Here is a 23,172-nt window from a genome sequence, read left to right on the forward strand (position 1 = left end):
AATTAATCTGAATTTAATGCTACCACGGGTTTAATTTTTGCTGCTTTTTTGGCTGGTAAATATCCTGCAATTAAACCTGCACAAACAAGTGTTAATGTTGCTCCAATAACTACAGGTTGAGAAACACTTGGATTTAAAATAAAGTATTTTTCTAAACTTGGTCCAGCAATTTCTAAAATCCCTATTCCCAGTAGTAAACCTGAATAACCAGATATTGCCGTAATAAAAACAGCTTCTTGCATTATCATGGCAACAATCATACTTGGTGTTGCGCCAACTGCTTTTCTAATTCCTAATTCTTTCGTTCTTTCTTTAACAATATATACCATAATATTACTAATACCTACAACTCCAGCTATTAGTGTTCCAAAACCAATTACTAGAATTAAAATGCTTAAGCCAAACATCATCCCAGATACCTCTTTATTATTTGTTGCGTAGTTATCTAAACCAATTCCTCTTTGGTCGTTAGGCGAAACATTGTGTCTTTTCTTTAATTCTCGGTGTAACTTACTACTAAATGCAATGGCTTCATCGATACTTAAATCCGGGTTATATGTAATTCCAAATTCATCTACATAATCATTATTACCATACATTCTTTGCATTGTAGAAAATGGTGTATAAATATATCTTTCATCACTATCTCCTCCAGGATCAGAGAAAACACCAATAACTTTATACATAATTCCTCCTATATTTATTTGTTTTCCAAAAGCGCTTAATTGACCAAACAAATCTTTTTCTACCATTCTACCAATTACAACAACTTTTCCTCTTTCTTGTATATCTCTATAATTTAAAAAACGACCTTCTGTTACTTCTGCAGATTCCAACACGTAATATTCTGGATATACACCTCTAATGGTGTAGTTATCTTTTTCGTCTTTATAAACAACATTTTCAGATCTCTGAATTCTTGGACTTATGGTTTGAATTTTATCTCCAAAATTCTCTTTGATATAGGTAAAATCATCATTTTTAAACTGAATTCTTCTGCCTATTTGGTTTCCTTTATAAGCTATTGTGGTGTTATTACTCCAAATATAAATGGAGTTCATAGCATCTTTTGCAAATTCATTTTTAAAGGTATTTTGAAGTCCGTTACCAATACCAAAAAGTAACGTAAAAAGTAAAATAGCAAACGCAACCGTAAAACCAGACAACGCAGAACGCAACTTATTTTTACTAATGCTTTGAAAAATTTCTCTCCAACGATCTAAATCAAACATAATTAAACTGTTTTAGATACATTTGTATATTCATCACTAATAATAAGACCGTCTTTTAAACGTACAATTCTTTTGGTTTGCTCTGCAACTTCCTCCTCGTGCGTAATAACAAACACCGTCATTCCTTCATTATTAATGTCTTTTAATAAATCCATTACAGAATCTGTAGTTGTAGAGTCTAAAGCTCCTGTTGGCTCATCTGCTAAAACAACTTTTGGTTTTGTAACTAACGCTCTTGCAATTGCTACACGCTGTTTCTGCCCTCCAGAAAGTTCGTTTGGTAAATGGTTTGCCCAATCTTTTAAACCTACTTTTTCTAAATATTCTAAAGCTTTTTCTAAACGTTCTTTTCTTGCCATTCCTTTATAATACAAAGGAAGCGCTACATTTTCTAAAGCGGTTTTGTAAGAAATAAGGTTAAATGATTGAAAAATAAAACCTAAGAATTTATTTCTAAGAATTGCTGCTTTTTTTTCATTCAAGTTCTTTATTAGTTGTCCGTTTAGGTAATAATCACCTTCATCATGTTCATCTAATAAACCAACAATGTTTAATAAAGTAGATTTACCAGAACCAGAAGATCCCATAATAGAAACAAATTCGCCTTCTTTTATATGTAAATCGATACCTTTTAAAACATGTAGAGAATCTTTACCTATCGGATAAGATTTGTGTAGTTTTTCTATTCTAATCATTGGTTGGTTAATTTTAAGCTAAAATATTAAAAGTAAATATCCTTAAAAAAAAGACCTATTTACTCGAATACTAACATAAGACGCCTCATTAAAAAAAATGTTACAAGAAAATTACATTTTTTTTAATTTTGCTGATATATTTAGATTTTATTATAGAGAAAACTACTTTAGAAACCATAGTTCTTTTTTATGGGTTTCGAAAAAAGATAAAGTATCTTTGCTTTCTTTAATTTTGAGATGCAAAATGAATGATTTACCAGAAGACAAAAAGATTATTTTATTTGATGGAGTTTGTAATTTATGCAATGATTCTGTCTTAAAGGTAATAAAATACGATACAAAAAACACCTTTTTATTTACAGCTTTACAGTCTGATAAGGGGAAAGAAATCATCAATCAATTAGGAATTGATATTTCTAAAATTGATTCTATTGTTTTGTATGAACCTGGTGTTTCTTATGAAATAAAATCTACAGCAGCTTTAAAAATAATGAATGACTTTGGAGGAATCTGGAGCCTAAGTCAAATCTTTTTATTTTTACCAGAAGGATTTAGAAATTATGTCTACGATTATATTGCCAAAAACCGTTACAAATGGTTTGGAAAAAAAGAAACTTGCATGATTCCTACACCTGAATTAAATGCGAAATTTTTAGATTAAAAATAAAGAATAGAAAAAAATTATATAAATGAACTTACCAAAAGAAATAAAATGTGTCATTTTTGACATGGATGGTGTAATTATAGATTCAGAAGAAATTCATAAAAAAGCGTATTACGAAACCTTTGCCTCTATTGGTGTAACTGTTTCTGACGATTTATACAAAACTTTAACAGGTTCGTCTACCATTAATGCTTTTCAGAAATTAGTAGCACACTTTAAGTTAGATTTAGATCCGGAAGAATTGGTTTTAAATAAAAGAAAACGCTATGTAAATTTCTTTGAAAATGACCCAACATTGCATTTGGTAAAAGGTGTAGAGGATTTAATAAAACATTGTCATAAAAAAGGTTTGACCTTAATTTTAGCATCTTCCTCTGCGATGGTCAATATCGATAGAGTTTTTAATCGATTTGATTTAAACAAATATTTTACAGCTAAAATTAGTGGAGCAGATTTAACGGAATCGAAACCAAACCCAGAAATCTTTAACAAAGCAGCTTCTTTAGGAAATACACCAAAGGAAAACTGTGTGGTTATAGAAGATTCTGATAACGGTGTTAAAGCAGCCAATGATGCAGGTATTTTTGTATTTGGTTACAGAAACCCAATGGCCGAAGATCAATCTTTAAAAAATGCCGATTTTATCGTTAATAATTTTAAAAGGTTGCATAAAATTATTTAAGTCGTTGTTTATCGTCAAATTAGTAAGAAAGAACTTTATTAAAACATTATAATGAGAAAAATATTAGTACTATTTATCATATTTGGAATTTGGAGTTGTAAATCTGATAAAAAACAAATTGAACAAGTCACTTCTTTTAAAGGGCAACAAGTAACAGGTGTAACTGTTAGTGATAAAGGTAGAATATTCGCTAATTTTCCAAGATGGAGAGAAAACATTAAAAATTCGGTTGTTGAAGTTCTTGATGATAAAAATTCGACTGCTTACCCTAACCAAAAATGGAACAGTTGGAAATTAGGTGCAGCAATGTCTGATAGCGTATTTGTAGCAGTACAATCTGTTGTTGCATTCGAAAATATTGTGTATGTTTTAGATACCCGTAACCCATTATTTAAAGGGGTATTAGATAATCCTAGAGTTTTTGCTTTTAACCTTTCTACAAATCAATTGATAAGAACCTATATTTTATCAGAAGATAGTTTTCTAAAAGATTCTTATATAAACGATTTACGTGTTGATAAAAAAAAGGGTAAAATATACTTAACAGATTCTGGACATGCGGGACTTGTAGTGATTGATATAAATTCTGGAGATTCTTTTAGAGTATTAAATAATCATACCTCAACACTTGCAGAAACCAATCACTTAACTTTTAAAAACAGTGTATGGAAAAACACGGTTCATTCAGACGGAATTGCATTGGACACTAAAAATGATATTTTATATTTTCATGCTTTAACGGGTTATAATTTATATGCTATATCTACTGAATTTTTATTAAAAGGTAATAACACTAAAATTGAAAAAAATGTAAAACTTATAGCAAAAACAACTGCTCCAGATGGAATGATTTTTGATCAATCAGGTATTTTATTTCTTGCTGATTTAGAAAGTAACAAGATTATGAAATTTAATATATCTAATGGTAAAATAAGTGTTTTTGCTGAAGGTGAAAAAATTAAATGGGCAGATACATTTAGCATCTATAACGATGAATTATACTATACCAATTCTAGAATTAATGAAGTTAAAGAAGATATTATAAACATGGAATTTACTATTCATAAAATGAGCATAAACGGAGCAAAACAATAGCTAGAAACTTACTGTTTACTTCATTTTAAAGCTTTTTTTTTATTCTGTAATAATTATCACAAAAATAGCCTGGAAAACCTCCAAGCTATTTTTTATTTTAAACCACAAAATATTCAATTCTAGACAACCAATTTAATATTGATTAATCCTCTAATAAATGAATTATATTTTTCAAATAGTTCTTTTATCCTCTTTTCCACCAAGACTTCTTAACCTCAGCTTCTCCATAACCGTAGCCATAGCTATAACCGTAACCATACTCTGCTTCTACATCTACATCATTCAATAAAACGGTCATATTAGGTAAACGTTTGTCTTTGTATAACTTTGCAGGTATTTCTAACAAACGTTTGTCTAAATAATTGGCTCTAATTGTATAAATAAACAAATCGGCACTTCTACCTAGTAACATAGTATCTGTTACTAATTTTACCGGAGCAGTATCAACAATTACAAAATCGTAATGTTCTTTTCCATACGCTAAAAGATCTTCAAAACGTCCGTTACTTAGTAATTCCGAAGGGTTTGGTGCTATTACACCAGAGTGTAACACATCAATATTAAGTGCATCTACATGTTCAATTACATCAGGAACTTTTAACGAATTATCTGTTAAATAATGGGTGATTCCTTTACCTAATTTTATACCTAGATATTCTTCTAAACGAGGTTTTCTAATATCCGCACCAATTAATAATACCTTTTTGTTTGATAATGCCAATACCGCAGATAAATTTACAGAAATAAAAGTTTTACCTTCACTCGGTAATGTAGAAGTTATAAAAATAGTTTTTCCTCCATCTTTAATTCCGGCTCCAGAAAGCATAAAATCTAAATTTGTACGAATCATTCTAAAAGATTCAGACAAACCACTTCTATCATCTTTCTGAATGACTTTACTAGTATCCTTTGTTTTTGGAATTTCTCCCATTAAAGGTGCTTTTACAACAGATTCTACTTCTTTGGTGTTGTGTACTTTATTATCTAATAAAAATAACACATAAATAATTGCAAATGGTATTGCTAAACCTAATGAAATAGCAATCAAATATACCACTTTACCTTTAGCATTTATTGGGCTATTACTACCTCTTGCGGTATCAATTACTTTTGCATTAGGTACTGTTACTGCTAGTGAAATTGCATTTTCTTCTCTCTTTTGTAATAAGTACAGGTATAATGTTTCTATTATCTGTTGTTGTCTTTCAATATCCCTAAACTCTCTATCTTGTTTAGGTACAGAAGACATTCTATAGCCTACTTTACTTTCTGCTTTTTTGGCATCAATTAAAGAAATAGTTAAAGATGATTTTAAGTTTACCAAACTTTGATAAATACTACCTCGTAACTGAGCAATTTGAGAGTTTAAATTAACAATTACTGGATTTTTAAGACTAGATCCTTTTAAAATTCTATTACGTTCTAAAATTAGCTCATTGTACTGAATACTGTTGCCGTCTAAATTACCATCATTTAAACCTAAATTAGCAGGTATTAAATTTTCTTTATTTTCAGTGATATAAGACATTACATAATCAGTTAACCTAATCTGCGTATTTAAATCTACAATTTTCTTTTCTAACTCTGCATTATTTTCTAATACTATGGCCGCTTCCGCAGGAATACCAGTTAACCTGTTATTAGATTTAAAATCTTCTACTCCTTTATCTACAGCAGATAAGTCTTTTTCTATAACAGCCAACCTCTCATCAATAAAAGTACGAGTATTGTTACCTATTAAATTTTTACCAGCAACAGCATCTTCATTATACTGTCTTACCAATCCATCTAAAATTGCTGTTGATTTTTCTTTATTTTGAGATATTAAACTAAGTTCTAATAAGCTAGATTTTTCAAACATTAAACCTACTTGCAGCGCTCCTCTTAAACCTTCAACAACATTTTTTAATGCAGATATTCTAACCGTTATGGTTTCATTAATATTCTTAATTTCTGTCTTTGTAGGTGTTATCGTTATCTTACCAAAGACGGTACTTACACTCTCGCCAAAGACATGTTTCTTTACACTTTCATCTTCTGAAATAAGCTCAAATTGAGATGCAGATAGTACATGAATTTTAAATGTAGTATTTAAATTATATACTTTTTCTTTAGAAAAAAAAGTTATTTTAAAAGGTACTTCTGTATCATACAATTCTGTAATACGCCCTCTATCTTCTTTGTAAAATGTGGTATAGACTCCTAATTCCTTTACAACACGCTCCATAAGCGTATACGATTTTAAAACTCCTATTTCATTGTCTATCGATTTTTTTCCTCCTCCTATTAAACCTAAATCTTCAAAGGCAGAAAGCTCACTAGATAAACCACCATTACTGTCATCATCAATTAAAATTGTTGTTGCTACTCTATATTGGCTTGGTGTATAATAAGAATACGCATATGCTATTCCTATTGCTACTATTACAGTAAAAACAAACCATTTCCAATGAAATAAATATTTTTCTAACTGTTCTCTTATATTTATAGGTTCTTCTTCCTGAAAAATATAATTTAAAGGGTTCTCTTGTTGCATAATTTAAAAAATAGTTATTGTATTAAAATGGCAATAATTGATATAAACGTGGCTATCGAAGTAAATATAACACTCGTATTTGCCCCTATACCAGAAGAGTTAATCTTACTTTTATTGGGTTCCACATAAATAAGATCGTTTTGTGACAAGTAGTAATATGGGGAATTAAATAAGGCTTTATTGGTAATATCTATAGGTATAAAAACACGTTCTCCATCTCGCTCTCTTATTAATGTAATATCTCTATTTCCATTAATTGTTAAATCTCCAGCTAAACCTAAAGCCTCTACAATGGTGATTCGTTGATTTTGAATTTGATATGTACCAGGCTTATTAACCTCACCCAAAACAGTTACTTTAAAATTGATGGTACTAATATTTATAATAGGATTAGATATATATTCTGCCAATTTTGTATGTAAAAACTCACTTAATTCGTTAGTTGTCATACCTGTTACTTTTAAAACACCTAATACCGGAAACTTAATTTCGCCACTAGCATTTACTAAATAGGGTAATGGTTTTGCACTTCCAATTGAATTATCTAAAATTGGAGTTTCATAAAGGTTAAAAGGTAAAACGGCTTCTGCATTTGCTGCAGATACGTTTATATTTAATAAATCATCTTTTTGAATAGTAGGTTCATACTTTTGCAATCTACTATTTACTATCACCTTTTTTTTATCTCCGAAATACACAATCTTTTTTTTAGAAACACATGATGTGACTAAAAATAAAAGCAATACAGATGTTACATATAGATACTTCATTTTTTTTATAGATATTTAATTATTGATAAAATTCTTTTTTACAGTTATTATATTATACTTTCTATTTTCTCTTCTTTAATTTTTAAGCGTTCTGTATTAATACTACTTTTTAGTCTATAAAAAAGCAATAAAAACAATCCGAAAGCCAGAACAAACACACCTAACATTTGAAAACTATTTAAGTAAGTTCCTAATTTTATGATAAAGATTACAAATAGGTAATTAACAAGACCTAATAACATAGTTGCCTTAAAATGAGACATACCAAAATCTATTAAAACATGGTGAGAATGGTTTCTATCTGGATAAAACGGACTTTTCTTTTGCAGTAAACGAACTCCAATTACTCTTAACAAATCGAACAAAGGAATACATAAAATAGCCATTAAAACAAAAAAGCCATTTTCTGGTTTAAATGTAAAATGACTATACAAGCTAATATCTATCGCCATAAATCTTAAAGACAAAAAAGCAATACAAAATCCTATTAGTAAAGAGCCTGTATCTCCCATAAATATTTTTTTCTTGATAGAAAAATTAAAAAATAAATAGGCTAATAACATCCCAATAAAACTTAAACAGATTAAGTAATAGAAAAACAAACTAATAGCATAAAATATTAGGCTAAATACACTAAAGATTATAATTGCAATAATAGACGCCAAACCATCTATACCATCAATTAAATTATAGGCATTTATAATTGTTAAGACCAATAAAGTACTAGCAATATATACTAGCCATAATGGTATTTCATAAATCCCCAAAAAACCATACAAATTATTTCCTTCTAAAGCATTATGAAAAAACAAAAACAATACAGCCAATGCTTCCATAAATAGCTTTGCTTTTGGAGAAGAAACGACTAAATCATCTTTAACTCCTACCATAAATATGAGTGTAGTACTTGCTATTAAATTTAAACCAATATTTTCTGTATCGAAATGTTGAATAAAAAATAACATTAAAATTAAAGTTATAAAAAAGGCAACTCCAGCCATTGTAGGCGTTGCTCCTTTATGAGAACTACGCTCATTGGGTTTTTCATTTAAATTACGCCTTATTATTACCCAACTAATTTTAGGTATTATATAATAAACTAATAAAAGTGAACTGATAACAGTTAGTATGCTTACCACCGTTAAGTTAGACAAAAGTTGTTGTAGCATTTTTAGTAGGTTTTATTTATAATTTTTTGCTTTTAGCAAATCCCATAAAAAAAGGGGTGTAGACACAAAATTCCGTTTCCATAAACGTTTAGGTTCTCTTAATAATCTAGGGAACCATTCTAATCCTAATTTAATCCAAAAAGGACTAGATCTCTTTACGGTACCTGCATAAAAATCAAACACAGCACCAATACAAGTAATCACTTTAACATCTAAAAAGACACTGTTTGTATGTACCCATTTTTCTTGCTTAGGAGCCGTCATACCAACAAATAAAATATCTGGTTTGCATTTATTAACTGCGGCTATCATTTTAACATTATCCTCTTTAGAAAATTCCGGTTTATACGGTGGAGAATAACTATTTACAGTGATAGATGGAAACTCTTTTTTTATTCTTGTATTTATTAAACTTAAGGTATGATCAGAAGCTCCTAAATAAAAAACATTTAGTTTTTTTAATGCTGCTTCTTCTAACAAAAATTGATGTATATCTGCACCTGCAATTTTTTTTATCACTTTTCCATTAAGTACTTTGGTTGCTAAAACAATTCCGGTTCCATCTGGTAGCAATACATTACTTTCATTTAAAGCTTGACTAAAAAATTGATCTTTTTTAGCCTCACAATAAGAATGAGGGTTTATTGTATTAATTATTTTTTTTGTTTTAAAAAGTGACAATTCACTTAAATCGTTAGAATAAACCTTTTCTATAACATCTTTTAATTTAATCATCTCTTGGTTTTATTTTAGATAGAATTTAAAATATTAAACATATTTTTTTCAAAAATTTTCAACGTATAAGATTCTTCATATTTCTCTTTAGCAGCTATTCCCAAGCGATTTCTAAGAGGGAAATCATTAATTAATATCTCTAACTTATTTGCTAAGTCAACTACATTTTGCTGCTCTACTAAAAAACCATTTACACCATCCTTTACAATTTCAGGTATTGCACCTTCAAAAGTTGTAACCATAGGTAAACCAAACTGAGAGGCTTCTAATAAGACTAATGGAAAACATTCATTATGATAAAACGTTGGCAATACAAATATGTCTGAAGAATTAAATATTGCTGTTTTATCACTATTATACTTTTTACCTAAATAAAAAACGTTATTTATCAATTGCAATTCTTTTAACTTTTCTGTAAATATTTCTTTTGTAACATCTCCTTCTCCTCCAACAAAATTACATGTAAAGTCAACTCCTTTTTTATTTAGAATTTGTAGTGCTTTTAAAAGAACAATAACACCTTTAGACGCTATTAAATTTGATAGAAATAATAATTTAGGTGTTTCATTTTTTAGCCGTTTAGTAACCGAGTCTTTATTTATAGGAGGTATTCCATTTGGGCAATAGTATACATCGTTTTCATCAACATATGTCTTAATATCAAAATATAAGTGCTTAGAAAGTAGGATCACTTTTGTGTTTTTGAATACCTTTTGATATAAAAAATTATCAAATCTTTTTTCTTGTCTCGTATGTACCCCTTTGTTATGAAAATGTAGTACTAATGGAACTCGGAAACACTTTACCAAAAACACAATAACAGTATCTTTATAAAAACCGAATCCCTTAGCCGTCATAGCTAAATAGATTAAATCGGGCTTGTTAACTAACAGTTGCTTAAACGTCTGAAAAACAATAGACAAATACCTTAAAATTTTTCCTAATGGATTTTTACCTATTTCATCAATCGTTTTTGATGTTCCTAAATCGATATAATTGGTTTCAAAATTTCTATTAATTAAATCGCTTTCCTTTATAAATTGCCCCACCATAGAAGAACCATGTACCGGAGGTGGTAAATGCAAAAGGAATAGTATTTTTTTAGTCATTAAATATCTTCTTTTAAAACACTAATTACTTTTGCAGGATTACCGGCTACTACAGTAAAAGGAAGTACGTCTTTTACAACCACAGATCCCGCACCAATAACAGCATTATTACCAATAGTAATAGGACCAATAATTATACAATGAGGTCCAACTAATACGTTATCTCCAATTATAGGAGAACCTAAGTCTTCTCCTTTTAAAGATTCTTTATTTCCGATGGTAGTATTATGTTTTAGAGTTACATTTTTCCCTATTACAACCTTGTTGTTTAAAACCAAACCAGTAACATGATGAATTACTAAACCTTCTCCAATAACCGTTGATGCTGGAATTTCACACTTCAATAAAAAATCCGTTATAAACTTGTATAAAATAATAACAGGAGAGAATAAGATTTTAGTAAAAATGTTATTCATTCTAATTCTAAAATATCGCATAAAGACATAATTGCAGACTACAATTTTTCCTTTAAAATTAGAATTCTGTTTTCCTGCTTGTATTATTTGAGAAATCAACATACTTTTATCAATAATGTCATAGAACTAAATTTGTACTTCTTATTTTTCCTATAAGAAATACTATTGTATTAATTGGAAGCGTACTATTTTTTTAAATATTCAATAAAACTAGCAGTAACTAGCTTTTGCCCTTCAGGATTTAAGTGTATTCTGTCATAAAACAAATCTGTATTAGCACTATATAACTCGTTATAATCTAAAAACTTTATATTACTAAACTTAGATTCAATGCTTTTGAAATAAGTTATTTCAGAATTAAATTTTCCAACTTCAGCGTTGTTATATATTAAGGAGGTTGGAACGTACAACAATATGATTTTCATGTTTTTTTGAGTGATCTTTTTTAATGTATTCTCAAATATTTTTCTATTCTCTTTTGTAGAAACAATCTTTCTAAAATCACCTTTTTTAATATCAGAATTCAAAGCAACTGTATCTAGAATTCCGACTTTTAAATTGTCCCAACTTTTTAAATAGCCTCTAAAACTACCACTAACTAGACCTTCGTTATATCTAGATGATTTTATAATTTGATGCTGCCAGAAATCTCCAAATGTTGCGTTTTCAAAAACATAATCATTAATTGTCTTTTCCCCCATAAAAGGATAAAACTGTTTGTAAGAGTTTTCACTTAATCCCTCTCCTGTAAACATCCAAGCATCTACAGCGTATACTACTAATTCTAATTGTTGATTACTTTTTAACAATTGATCTATCATTAAATCTCTTTCAACAATGTTTACTCCTTCTCTTGTATATTTAGAAACTTTTACATTAAGTTCTTTCTCCATCTTTACCTTATCAATACCTAACATTAAATGAGAGTGACCAACAAGCGCAATTTCATTATCCGTATATAAACCATAATATTTATATAACCCATTTAATAGAAAATAATTAACTCCGTTATCTAAAACAATAAGCAATAACAGAAATAGTAATCCTTTTTTTACGTAGTCCTTAAAAAGCTTGTTGCTAATCTCCTTTTTAATCATAATTTAAAATTGAAAATAAATAAAAGCATTCGAAGACATTCCAAATAAAGCAATTGTAATTAACAAAAAGGCATAAGACAGCCACTCAACAAAACTTGGCAATTGAGTTTTTGAAAAGTAAATGGATACCTTATTTTTGAATTGCAGAATTTGCACTCCTATTAAAAATAAGATTAACAATACAGAAAGTACTGTTGTTACAGAGGATCCACCTGTCCATAATTGTCCTGAAAAACTAATTATTTTTGTAATAATCAAGAAAGCATCAGAAACAGAATTTGCTCTAAAAAATATCCAAGCAAAACAGACCAAAATAAATACAATAATAATTTTAATAAATTTATAGTATCCTTTTTTCATTACATCCTCGGCTCCTATTAATACTAGCATTTTTTTACCAATAAATTCAATAAAATAATAAAAGGCATGCAACGCTCCCCATATAACAAATGTCCAATTGGCTCCATGCCAAAGCCCACTAAGTAAAAACACTACCAAAATATTAAATGCCCAACGACTAATTGAAACACGGTTTCCTCCTAAAGGAATATATACGTAATCACTAAACCAAGTTGATAAAGAAATGTGCCAACGTTTCCAAAACTCTCCTATAGAATTCGATAAATAAGGTAAATTAAAATTCTGCATTAAACGAAATCCTAACATTCTTGCACTACCAATAGCCATATCTGAATACCCACTGAAATCACAATAAATCTGAAAAGTAAAAAATATAGTTGCTACTATTAATGTTGGACTCGAATGTGCTTCTGGATTGTTAAAAACTGAATCTGAATAGACAGATAATCTATCTGCAATTACTATTTTTTTAAATAAACCCCAAATAAACAATTTTGCTCCTTCTACAAATCTTTTAATATCAAATTCATGTTCCTCATAAAATTGCTGTAGTAAATTAGTAGAACGCTCTATAGGTCCTGCAACTAATTGAGGAAAAAAAGCAACATAGGTTGTAAATCTAACTAAGCTACTCTCTACACCTACCCTATTTCTATAAATATCTATAGAGTAACTTAATGCCTGAAAAGTAAAAAATGAAATTCCGACTGGTAGTATAACATTTAAAGTATATTTATTAGCATGGACATCAAAAAAATTGGCCAAATTAGAAAATGAATCAATAAAAAAATTGGCATATTTAAAATAAAATAAGGGCAACAATGAAAACATCAGTGCAATTGCAAACCATTTCCTTTTTGCCTTTTTAGTAGCAGCATAAAATATTTTTTTTCCACAAAAAAAATTTAAAACACTTACTCCAAACATTAGCAATGCAAATTTCCAACTCCATACCGAGTAAAAAATATAGGACGCAATTAATAGAAAATGTATGCGCCATTTATGTATTAGAGAAAAGTAAATAACTAAAACAACTAAAAAAAAGAATACATACTCCCAAGAATTAAATAGCATAATTTATTTATAGGTTTATATTTTTTGATATAACTATAGAGATTATTATATGTTTTTTAATAAGTCTTGCATTTTTTGATCAAAAGTAAATGGCATTGCGCTATCTCTTAATTCAGTAATACAAGTCCCTAATGGTTTCGCTTCTTCAAAGGCTTGTTGTAACTTCGTTGATAAATCATTTTCGGCATCAGGATTAAATAACACCCCATTATTCTCATTTATCAATGATGATGCACCTGCAACACTTGAACATAAAACACGACAACCACCAACTAAAGCTTCATTAACAACTGCTCCAAAAGGCTCATAGGTACTTGGTAAAACAAATAATTGAGAAAAAAGATACCAATTGTATAATTCTACACCTTCCTTTCTACCTATAAATAAAACGTCCTCTAAAATGCCTAATTTCTGTGTAAACTCAATTAATTTTTCTTTCAAAACTCCTTCTCCAACAATTACCAGTTTTTTATCACTTCCTTTAACATTGGAAAAACATTTTATTAGAAAAAATAAATTTTTAACAGCTACTAATCGTCCAACATAAAGCAATATTTTTTTATCTTTTAAATCATATTTGACAATATTTGTGTTGGCTTGATTTATAGCATTTGAATATTTTTTTACAAGTGATTTTTCTGAATGAATAACAGGAAAATCAAGTGTATTATTAGTAATGCTAACATTGTTTTTATACCAATTAGAAACCTCTTTACTCGTAAACACAACTCCATTAATATTCTTTGAAATAAAATTTCTAAAAAACAACCTCAAGCCTTTTCTGTCTTCAGAATTTTTTATACTATCATCACTTAGAGTGTATATTTTAATTTTAGGATTCCAAATTTTACAATACAAAAATGCCAATAATGTAATTTGACTATATTCTGCACAAAAAATAATATCTGGATTTTCTTTTTTAATAATTGAAAAAACACCGGTTCTTATTGATCTTCCCAAAACTTCGAAGCCATTAGAAACATAGTTACATTTAAAATTACAAAGAGATTTTAAGTTCTCTTGATTAAATTTTTGATCACTAACATTTTTTAAACTAAAATAAAATGAAGCTAAATAATACTCATTTAAAGAATTAAAAAAATCGACTCTGTAAGGTGCTAAGGCAGGATGAAAAATTAATGCTTTCATTTAATTTTATTTTTGATTCTTCTTTAAAATCTTGTTTAAAACTGAACTCGGAACTATTGTTAGAAATAAGTAAGCATAAACCACTTTATTTGAAGGGTTATAATATATCGCTTCTAAAGATTCTTTAATTGATTTATATCTTAAGCCTAATCTTAAATAAATGGAAGCTCTCATTTTTTTCCAAGAAGAAATGTATTCTTTTAAACAAGTTACATCCTTATTTTTTTTATATAAATCATATAATTCCTGACCTACTATATCTATTTTTTCTGGTATTCTATTCGGTTTATTGTCATAGGTATGTGCACTATCTTGCACAAAAACAGCCAATGCATTTAAATTATAAGCAATCTGATTTTTAATTGCCAATTTAGCCCATGTTAATAAATCCTCTCCAGATTTAATACCCAATGGAAAACCATTAATTTCTAGTAACGCTTCCTTTTTGATTACAATAGCAGAAGACCAAAGTGGCGGATGAGAACAGGAAGCTACTTCAAAATAATTAATTAAGATTCCTGTATCTCCTTTAAATGGAATTTTATTTAATTTTATAGGTGTCTGTTTTCCTTTATAATCTTCCATTAAATAAGCAGTTGCCAATACATTGCTATTTGGGTACTTTTTTGACAGTGCTTTAATTTCTTTCAGGTAATTTACATTCCATATATCATCTGCGTCTAAAAAGGCAATCCATTCATATTTAGCTTTATCAACTCCTGTATTACGAGCAACCGAAACACCAGAATTATTTTGATATATTAATCTTATTAATGGATGCTCTAATTTAGATACAATTTTATCTGAACCATCTGTAGAACCATCATTAACAATAACTATTTCATCTGGTAAAACAGTTTGGTTTAAGACTGTTTTAATAGTATTAACAATACTATCTTTCTTATTGTAAAGCGGAATAACAATACTTATTTTCATGATAAAATTACTTTCTTTTAGATTTCATTACCAAAGCAAAACCAAAAAATATATAAGGATAACTTAAGGTAATTAAAGAATAGTTTACAACATTGTCTGTAAACGCTGTTGCCATAATACCACACAGAGAAGTACCTGCAATAAATGCAGCATATCTTGCAGAAACATTATTTTTTTTATTGTTATAAATTCGAAATGCTTGCCAAACAAAACTTATTATTATGAGTAAGTATAAAACGAATCCTATTTGGCCGGTATCACAAAGTATTTGAAGGTAATCGTTATGAGCTATTCTTATTACTCCAAAAGGATGATTTCCAGAATAAAAACGAGCTTGCATTTGACCTAAACCCGCACCCATTAATTCATTTCCTTTATAGAAAACTTTTAAACTCCATTCCCACATTGCAAAACGACCATTACTATCAATAGTATCTGGTGATATTTTACCACTCATATTAAGAACTTCTTCTGCACTATTAAAAGAAGTCCTAAACATTTTATCTCTTACTGTAGGCACAAATAAAACAGACGCTACAAAACTGGCAATTATCAATATAAATACAGGAAGTGCTTTTAACTTATACTTAAAAAAGGACACCGCTAAAAAAAAGACACCAATACCTATTAAACCTGTTCTAACACTCTCTACTATTGGAATACTAATAAAAAGAAGTATGGCAAATAATACATATTTCTTTTTTGAAAACTTGTACAATAATATTCCAGTACCTATAAAAAATGGATTTACATCTATTACTGCAGGAGGCCACCATAAAATAGGGTTATAAATAGAATAGATGGGAATAATTTTCATCAATACAATACATCCATTTATAAAAACACCTGCTAAAAAACTTATTTTTAACGCTTTTATAAAAAATACGTCTGTAATTTTTATAGAAGTAACAACCAATATGACTAAAAAAGGAAATAAAAATTTAAAAAAGACACGAATACCATATCCTTTTTCAGTTGTTAAAACCAACGAAAAAATCAGCCAACACAAATACAAGGCGTAAATTTTAAGCATTGGTGATGAAAACATTTGAATGCCATACTTAAATAATAACCCTAATAAAAATACCATCCAAATTAATAACAACAATGCAGAAAAATTCCCTGCCTGTACAATTGCTGTCGCTAATAAGAATAAAATAAAACGTTGTTGCGTGTTTACTTTAAATTTAACTCTTTTATTCCAAGTAGTACTTACCAAATAGGTTTTACCTAAAAAGGCATATTCAAAACCATAAATGATTACAATTAAAAAAGCTAATAAACTTAATCCTATAGCCATTTATATTTGAAGATATAAAAACATTCTTTTCTGATTAAAAACAACATTTTCTAATCGTTTTATATAAAGTTGTAATTTCTTTATAAAATGAATGTATATTTTTATTAGAATATTCATATTGTATCATTAAATAATTTAGTCCACTTTCTCATAATTTCATCTATATGAAAACGTTTCACATTCTGCGATGCTTTTTCTCCCATTAACAACCTTAATTCCTTATTTATCATTAATTTTTCTAAAGATTTTGAAAAATTTTCTACGTTAAAATCCGCTATTAAATAACCGTCTTTTTCATCAGTTATAATTTCTGAAGGACCACATTCACAATTAAAAGCTACACAAGGGACCCCACATTCCATTGCTTCTGTTAACACCAACCCAAAGCCTTCATATCTTGACGGAAAAGCGAGTATAGAACTATTTAATAATGCTTCTTTAATCTTTTTTGTTGGTGGTTTTAATAAAATTATATCTTGTAAATTATAACTTTTTATAAGCTCTAATAAATAATCTTGATCTTGACCTTCACCATAAATCGTTACTTTCCAATCGGGATTATTTTTTGCTATTAAACTAAAACCTTTAATTAATAAGTCAAATCCTTTTTGCGCTATAAACCTACCAATGGCTATAATTTCTTTTTGTTTACCATTCGATTTTTCTATAGAATTAAAAGATAAAGGATTTGAAATTACAGAACTATTTACAGGATTATTCCACAGTAATTGATCTTTTTCAGTTAACAACACAAACTTATCATACTTTAAAACTACCCTTTGCTGCTTGTACTGTAGATACGAAGCATATAATTTTCGAAGCCTTCTAAATGATAGATTAGGTATATTTGACATTAAGTGACTCAAATAGTTTTTAGAGAAATGAAATTCGATAATTTTTTTACTACCATCCTTAATCGTATGTAAAAACTGATATTCATCTCCAAACATACTAATAGTGATATCAGGTTTTAATTTGAATAATTTTTTAGATAACTCCTTTTTAAACTTTTTTCTATCCGTTTTAAAAATTAGATTTAAAATATTACTGTTAGACTGTTTTAAATTTAAGTTTTCGACAGTTATATTTTTATCAAGATCAAAAAAACAGCCGTTTTTATTATCAGTTCTAGAAATAATAATTACCTCAAATTTTCCTTGAGATGCAAGCCAATTAACCTTAGAAGTTAAAACGCGTTCCATACCGCCAGAATTTTCTAAAGAATTAATAATATATACAATTTTCATTCTATTAATTAATGGCTAAATATTTATTATAAATAGTAATATATTTTAAAGCTGTATCTCTCCAAATAAATTTGGAAGCTTGTACCAATCCTTTCTTTTTTAATTCATCTATGTCAAAAGACTTATTTTCAAATTGTTCGAGCGCATAACAAATATCCTCTGGTTCTGAAGATTTTAGATATAAAGCAGCATTCCCCCCCACTTCTTTTAGAGAACTATTACTACATGCTATAACAGGGCAACCACAAGCCATGGCTTCTAAAATAGGCAATCCAAAACCTTCATAAGAAGTTGGAAACACCAACGCTGTTGCTCCATTGTACATGATAGATAATTCGCTATCTGTAATGTTTGATATAAAATGAATTCTTTCTTTGCATTTAGATTTCTCTATCATTTCTAAAACATACAAAGGTGGATTTCCCCAAATAAGTACTAAATCATTCATAGGAGACTGTTTAGATAACTGTATATATGCTTCAACTAACTTGTGTGTATTTTTACGTTCTGCATTACACGATACGCTTAAAAAGTATGGAGAATCAATTCCAACTACCTTTTCAATTCCTTTTTTTAGTAAATCATCTTTTAATAATTTATAAAACACCTCGTGTTTTACTCCCCAATAAACTACATCAATTTTAGAGGGATCTATTTGCATCGTTTCAACAATATCTTTTTTAGAGGCTTCAGAACAAGTTATAATCCCTTTACACTGCTGCATTAAAGGCGGTACATCTTTTACCATTTGATTATGATTAAAAGCTTTTTCTTGTATTTTCATAAATAAGGCATCATGTAAAGTTATAATGGCTTTTTCGGGTTTATAAATCCGAGCATAATTATGAGGAACATGCATTAAGTCGTATTTTGTAAAGCTTTCTTTTATTGGTAATTTTTCAATTATTTTATTGATAACTTCTCGATGTGGCAGGTATAAATGCTTTGTTTTAAAATCATCAATAAAATCTTTTGCTCCAATCCCTTTCATGTTTTGAGAATACAAAATAATCTCAAAAGGTAAATTTTCTTCTAATTTAGAAAACGAATCAATTAACTCTAAAGTAGTTCTGCCCACTCCTGTAGTTTTACCCGTTAATAAATAAGGAACAACAGAATTAATGTCAAATAATATTTTTTTCATAATTACCTATAAACCCTGGACAATTGATACTTAAGAAATAATCTAATTTTAGAAGTCGATGAAATAAATGCTCTCTTAAGTTGTTTATACAAAACCTCTATAAACTTTCATTAAATCTTGTACATGATTATCTATTAAGTTTACTTTTAAAGTGGTTTTTTGTTTTAACTTAAGTAATAAATCTGGCGATTCTATTATCTCTATTATTGCTTTCTTTAATGCATTAACATTATTAGGAGCTATTAATAAACCATTTTTATTGTGAATAATTTGCATTTCTGCTCCACCACATTTTGTTGCTATTACAGGTTTACCCATTAGTAAAGATTCAGCGATGGTAAGTCCAAATACTTCTAAAAAGAAAGCAGGATGTATCATAACATCAAACATTTTTATTTTTTCATTTACTTCACCTGGAAGTACTTTACCATGCCAAATGATGTTTTCGTTTTTGTATTTTTTTTTCAAATATTTTAAATACTTTTCTTCCAAATGATTACCTGTACCTCCTATAACATGAATTTCTGCAGGTAAGGTTAAATTATTAAAGGCTTCCAACATAACATGTACACCTTTCTCTCTGCAAATTCTTCCTATATAAAAAAACTTTACGGGTTTCTTTTCTTTTGATACTTCTATGTCTTTCTTTACCTCAGTAATTTTATTTACATTTATAGAAGGTATTCCATGAGTAATAATTTTTATTTTATTTTCCGGAGCTCCATTCCGTAACATTGCTTTTTTAATAGCTGTTGATGGAGCTATTAATAAACTTGCATTATTATAAATATTTTCCCATTCCATTTTTTTATTCTCTATAGAAACGGTAGTAGTAACAATGGGTGTAACATAATAAATAAAAGGAATTTTATTAAATACTTTACCAATTGCTAACCGTAATTTAAATGGAATAAACTTTTGTAGTGCTAAAGTAAATGTACCTCCCTTTACATTCCTTAATACACAAGGTAAACAGTTGGTACCTGATGCTGCAACCGTACAAATTTTATCTTTAGAATTTAACAATGCTCCTGCCGGACAAACTAAACCACCATGATGCGCCGTAACAACACATGGTATACCTAATGATTTACAGGCCAAAGAAAAAGGAGCCTTAAAACCATGAAGATGCACTATTGTTGGTTTAATCTCTTTTATAAAATTTCTTAATTCTAATAAATCTCCCTCTAACATTTTATTCGTAAAAGTATAAACAGGTTTTTCTTTATAGTGAGATAACTTTGACCCAGAAATTACTGGTGTTGCAATACTAACATCTATATCTTGCGCAATCATTTGGTTTACAATGTTTTTTACATAAACCTGACCTCCTCCATAATTAGAGAAAAAATTAGCTGATGATATTATTAAAATCTTTAAAGGTTTTTTATCGTTCATCTGCCTTTGTATACTTTATTATTTTTGCAGGAATACCCACAATAGTTATATTAGATTCAGGAAAAGATTTTGTAACAACTGCATTTGCTCCAATAGCAACATCATTACCAATTTTTATATTACCCATTAATTTAGCACCAGGACCTATGTAAACATTACTCCCAATAATTGGAACTCCATTATTATTAATTCCTATATTAACACCAGCTTGTAATACACAATTAGCTCCTACTTTTGCAAAAGGATGAACAACGATTGTTCCATAATGTGGTATTCTAAGACCTGGCCCAAAAACATTTGGTGGTATAGAAAAACCTAATTTATAGCCTAACTTTTTATATTTAACTAGATAATATTTTCGCTTTAATCTAGATGCTATGTCTTTTTTATTTGCATTCAAATAATATTCATAATGTCTTAAATATTTAAGAAATAACCATAATAAATTAGGTGTAAAAATTGTTAAAAATAATTCGTAATTAGTTAAAGAAATTATATCATTAGCTTTAGCATCTTCCTGAAGATAGTGTTTTAAGATGTTTTTATTTTTAACCATTTTTTATATTTAACACTTCTTTAATTTCTTTGACCATTAAAATTAAATCCTTTTTCATGAATACAAAATTGAAAGTCAAAAACACAATTAAAAAAGTAATTGAAGAGATTAAAAGGTCTATATGTAAGATTTGTAAATAAACATATTGTTTCAATCCAAAAATAATTAATATTGAAACTAGGTAGATAATCATATTTTTAATTGAGATGTAATACAATTCATTTTTAAAGTTTAATTTTTCTGAAATCACTATTAAACCTGTAAAAAAAACAATAATCTGAGCACAAACGAAGCCTATTAAATAGCTATTTAAATTCCCATAAAACAAAAAAATAAAATTTGCAAAAAACAATATCTTACTAAAAACATTAATCTTTAAATACAACCCAGACAACCCTTTACTTAATAATATATTATAAAATAAATTAAAAATTTGTGGTGCAAAAGCACCAAATATAATTATTTGAAATATACGTACTGAAGGTTCCCATTTATCAGAAAACAACAATAATATAATTTCATGTGCTCCAACTAAAAATACTCCACAAGCAAGAAAAGACACAAATGAAATTATCTTAAAAAGTTTTAAAACTGTATTTTTATATACAATTGGTTCGTTATTAATAGTACTTAAACTAGGTAATAAAATATTTGATAATGTAGAAGCTGTATATCTAAATGAAAAATTTTCTAAAGATTTTGACCTATAGTAATATCCTAAAGTGGCTGGATTTAATATTTTTCCAATTATTAACGAATCTAAATTTATAAATATAGTATCTAAAACTCCTGTTAAAAAAATTTTCGATCCAAATCCCCATAATTCTTTTACTGCCTTCAGACTAAAAACTAGTTTAAAGCGAAACTTACTTAGTACAAAAATTAAAATATTGTTAAGTATTTCTGAAATCAATATTTGCACAACCAAACTCCATACTCCATAACCATTATATGCCATATATACAGCTATAAAACCACTAATAAAAGCAGATATAATATTGGATACAGATATGATCTTAAAATTCATGATCCTTCTTAAATACGCTCTGGTTACATTACCAAATGAATTTATAACAAAACTAAAAGACATAACTCTAATAAGATTTGTTAATACTTCTTTCTCATAAAAACTAGCAACTAATGGAGCTGTAAAAAACACAAGTCCTCCTAAAAAGACTCCCATAATTACATTCATAAAAAAAACAGAAGCGTAATGTTCATTAGTTACATTAGTTCGCTGAACTAAAGCTGTACTAAAACCAAAATCTAAAAAGACATTTGCTAAATTTATAAAAACGGTAATTATGGCCAATAAACCAAAATCTTCTGGTAATAGAATTCTAGCTAAAATTATGGAAACAAAAAAGCCAACTCCTTGCAGTCCTAATTTCCCAACAAAGTCCCAAACAAGACCTGTTAAACTTTTTTTCTTTAAACTTGTCATTTAACTTTATATCCTATTTTCAGAATATTAACTTCTTCACTGTATTGAAGACTCTACCTCAATATTATTAATAGAATTACACTCTCTTAAAACTAGATTATTTAAAAAAACTCCTTTACTTTCTAACATATAAATAATTGTAGACAACGAAACTTACTAATACCCCATTAAAATCCTTTTTTTACAAATGCCTATTGGCTTAAGTTCTTTTAACGCTGTATCGTTACTATCTAAAAAAACATTATCAGTTAGATAAATCTAGAATTCCTTTTAATAAAATAGTTGATTTTTATGGAAACATTATAAAATTCACAACAGCAATTAATACCATACCTACTGTTGCTACTAATGCAACTCTTAAAAC

The 23,172-nt window shown here is 28.2% G+C and carries 21 protein-coding genes; 3 read left to right on the plus strand and 18 right to left on the minus strand.

The window, feature by feature from the left end; all coding sequences use genetic code 11:
• Positions 1-2: 2 nt before the first annotated feature.
• Both H0I29_RS16115 and H0I29_RS16120 read right to left on the minus strand, forming a co-directional pair.
• Positions 3-1,232, minus strand: a complete 1,230-nt coding sequence (locus H0I29_RS16115) for an ABC transporter permease (protein ID WP_218730548.1) — start codon at positions 1,230-1,232, stop codon at positions 3-5.
• A gap of 2 nt (positions 1,233-1,234) precedes the next feature.
• Positions 1,235-1,927 (minus strand): ABC transporter ATP-binding protein, encoded by a 693-nt coding sequence (locus H0I29_RS16120; RefSeq protein WP_068452426.1) that lies wholly within the window; start codon positions 1,925-1,927, stop codon positions 1,235-1,237.
• 244 nt (positions 1,928-2,171) lie between these two features.
• On the opposite strand from H0I29_RS16120, the gene H0I29_RS16125 reads away from it, so the two are divergent.
• From H0I29_RS16125 to H0I29_RS16135, 3 genes are read left to right on the plus strand one after another with little or no spacing between them, the layout of a single operon-like run.
• Positions 2,172-2,588, plus strand: a complete 417-nt coding sequence (locus H0I29_RS16125) for a thiol-disulfide oxidoreductase DCC family protein (protein WP_218753332.1) — start codon at positions 2,172-2,174, stop codon at positions 2,586-2,588.
• Positions 2,589-2,616: 28 nt separating this feature from the next.
• Positions 2,617-3,273: an HAD family phosphatase gene (locus tag H0I29_RS16130; protein ID WP_218753333.1), complete on the plus strand. Its 657-nt coding sequence runs from the start codon at positions 2,617-2,619 to the stop codon at positions 3,271-3,273.
• A gap of 51 nt (positions 3,274-3,324) precedes the next feature.
• Positions 3,325-4,368: an L-dopachrome tautomerase-related protein gene (locus H0I29_RS16135; protein WP_218753334.1), complete on the plus strand. Its 1,044-nt coding sequence runs from the start codon at positions 3,325-3,327 to the stop codon at positions 4,366-4,368.
• Between the two features lie 184 nt (positions 4,369-4,552).
• Here the strand turns inward: H0I29_RS16135 and H0I29_RS16140 are convergent, their stop codons facing one another.
• The 16 genes from H0I29_RS16140 to H0I29_RS16215 all read right to left on the minus strand — a co-directional run bounded on the left by H0I29_RS16140 (position 4,553) and on the right by H0I29_RS16215 (position 22,808).
• Positions 4,553-6,904 (minus strand): polysaccharide biosynthesis tyrosine autokinase, encoded by a 2,352-nt coding sequence (locus tag H0I29_RS16140; protein WP_218753335.1) that lies wholly within the window; start codon positions 6,902-6,904, stop codon positions 4,553-4,555.
• 14 nt (positions 6,905-6,918) lie between these two features.
• Positions 6,919-7,674, minus strand: a complete 756-nt coding sequence (locus H0I29_RS16145; RefSeq protein WP_218730553.1) for a polysaccharide biosynthesis/export family protein — start codon at positions 7,672-7,674, stop codon at positions 6,919-6,921.
• A 47-nt stretch (positions 7,675-7,721) separates the two neighbouring features.
• On the minus strand, positions 7,722-8,843 hold the full coding sequence (locus tag H0I29_RS16150; RefSeq protein ID WP_218753336.1) for an MraY family glycosyltransferase: 1,122 nt from the start codon (positions 8,841-8,843) through the stop codon (positions 7,722-7,724).
• Between the two features lie 12 nt (positions 8,844-8,855).
• Positions 8,856-9,578, minus strand: a complete 723-nt coding sequence (locus H0I29_RS16155; RefSeq protein WP_218753337.1) for a WecB/TagA/CpsF family glycosyltransferase — start codon at positions 9,576-9,578, stop codon at positions 8,856-8,858.
• Between the two features lie 14 nt (positions 9,579-9,592).
• Positions 9,593-10,687 (minus strand): glycosyltransferase family 4 protein, encoded by a 1,095-nt coding sequence (locus H0I29_RS16160; RefSeq protein ID WP_218753338.1) that lies wholly within the window; start codon positions 10,685-10,687, stop codon positions 9,593-9,595.
• Positions 10,687-11,205 (minus strand): serine O-acetyltransferase, encoded by a 519-nt coding sequence (locus H0I29_RS16165; RefSeq protein WP_218730557.1) that lies wholly within the window; start codon positions 11,203-11,205, stop codon positions 10,687-10,689. Before H0I29_RS16165 ends, H0I29_RS16160 begins: the two co-directional genes overlap by 1 nt.
• An 83-nt stretch (positions 11,206-11,288) precedes the next feature.
• A complete protein-coding gene (locus tag H0I29_RS16170; protein ID WP_218753339.1) occupies positions 11,289-12,200 on the minus strand; it encodes a hypothetical protein in 912 nt (303 codons plus the stop codon).
• A gap of 3 nt (positions 12,201-12,203) precedes the next feature.
• Positions 12,204-13,487: an MBOAT family protein gene (locus H0I29_RS16175; RefSeq protein WP_254712652.1), complete on the minus strand. Its 1,284-nt coding sequence runs from the start codon at positions 13,485-13,487 to the stop codon at positions 12,204-12,206.
• 192 nt (positions 13,488-13,679) lie between these two features.
• A complete protein-coding gene (locus H0I29_RS16180) occupies positions 13,680-14,783 on the minus strand; it encodes a glycosyltransferase (protein WP_218753341.1) in 1,104 nt (367 codons plus the stop codon).
• Between the two features lie 6 nt (positions 14,784-14,789).
• Positions 14,790-15,719, minus strand: a complete 930-nt coding sequence (locus tag H0I29_RS16185; protein WP_218730561.1) for a glycosyltransferase family 2 protein — start codon at positions 15,717-15,719, stop codon at positions 14,790-14,792.
• 7 nt (positions 15,720-15,726) lie between these two features.
• Positions 15,727-17,019, minus strand: coding sequence for an O-antigen ligase (locus H0I29_RS16190; protein ID WP_218753342.1), 1,293 nt, complete (start codon positions 17,017-17,019; stop codon positions 15,727-15,729).
• 113 nt (positions 17,020-17,132) lie between these two features.
• A complete protein-coding gene (locus H0I29_RS16195) occupies positions 17,133-18,266 on the minus strand; it encodes a glycosyltransferase family 4 protein (protein ID WP_218753343.1) in 1,134 nt (377 codons plus the stop codon).
• A 4-nt stretch (positions 18,267-18,270) separates the two neighbouring features.
• A complete protein-coding gene (locus H0I29_RS16200) occupies positions 18,271-19,410 on the minus strand; it encodes a glycosyltransferase family 1 protein (protein WP_218753345.1) in 1,140 nt (379 codons plus the stop codon).
• 84 nt (positions 19,411-19,494) lie between these two features.
• Positions 19,495-20,808: a glycosyltransferase family 4 protein gene (locus H0I29_RS16205; protein ID WP_218753347.1), complete on the minus strand. Its 1,314-nt coding sequence runs from the start codon at positions 20,806-20,808 to the stop codon at positions 19,495-19,497.
• Positions 20,798-21,364: a serine O-acetyltransferase gene (locus tag H0I29_RS16210; RefSeq protein WP_218753349.1), complete on the minus strand. Its 567-nt coding sequence runs from the start codon at positions 21,362-21,364 to the stop codon at positions 20,798-20,800. The genes H0I29_RS16205 and H0I29_RS16210 overlap by 11 nt, the downstream gene beginning before the upstream one ends.
• Positions 21,357-22,808, minus strand: coding sequence for a lipopolysaccharide biosynthesis protein (locus H0I29_RS16215; RefSeq protein ID WP_218753350.1), 1,452 nt, complete (start codon positions 22,806-22,808; stop codon positions 21,357-21,359). Before H0I29_RS16215 ends, H0I29_RS16210 begins: the two co-directional genes overlap by 8 nt.
• Between the last annotated feature and the right edge of the window lie 364 nt (positions 22,809-23,172).

Source organism: Polaribacter sp. R2A056_3_33 (assembly GCF_019278485.1).
Taxonomy (GTDB): domain Bacteria; phylum Bacteroidota; class Bacteroidia; order Flavobacteriales; family Flavobacteriaceae; genus Polaribacter.